This window comes from Oleiphilus sp. HI0125 (assembly GCF_001635355.1).
The window spans coordinates 1-536 of the sequence record NZ_LWGF01000360.1 but is presented as its reverse complement, the minus strand read 5'-3'; the positions used below and the strand labels follow the sequence as shown (position 1 = coordinate 536).

At 44.6% G+C, this 536-nt stretch carries 1 protein-coding gene; it reads right to left on the bottom strand.

Annotated features, from left to right (window positions below; all coding sequences use genetic code 11):
• Nucleotides 1-2: 2 nt before the first annotated feature.
• Nucleotides 3-536, bottom strand: a 534-nt coding sequence (locus A3762_RS05040; RefSeq protein ID WP_197469037.1) for an Ig and FN3 domain-containing protein, incomplete at its 5' end; no start/stop codon positions are given.

Genomic DNA, 536 nt, shown 5'->3' with positions numbered 1-536 from the left:
TTTTATTGAAGAATGACTTCAATAGGCTGAGAGAAACGACCTGTGATTCGGTCTGAATCTATCGTAGCAATGTGCAGGTATAAACTGCCGGGATCAAGATTTGAAAGTGTAAACTTTGTGTTTTGCGCGCCTACAATTTCAACGCTATTGCTTAGTGAGTTTTCGCTTTTGCCAAAGGCAAGTTTATATCCGTATATCTCAGATTGATTCAGAGGCTCGCCGTTTTCGCGCTCCGTAGGCATTGCCCATGATAGTGATAATGAGGGCTTGGCCTTCACGTTTAATGAAGCAGAGCTAGAACGAATTGATCCAAACACATTGTTAACCGTGGCGTAGTATGTTCCGGCATCTGCACTCGATGCTGTGCTGACCTCGTATATGCGGCTTGTTGCACCATTGATTGCTTTGTCGTCTTTATACCACTGGTACGAATGGCTCGTTGCTAGTGTGCTAGCAACGCTAAATTGGAAAGAGTCTTCAAGGTAAACCTGTTGTGACTGTGGTTGCTCAACTAGGGTTTGAGCGACGTTTTGAGC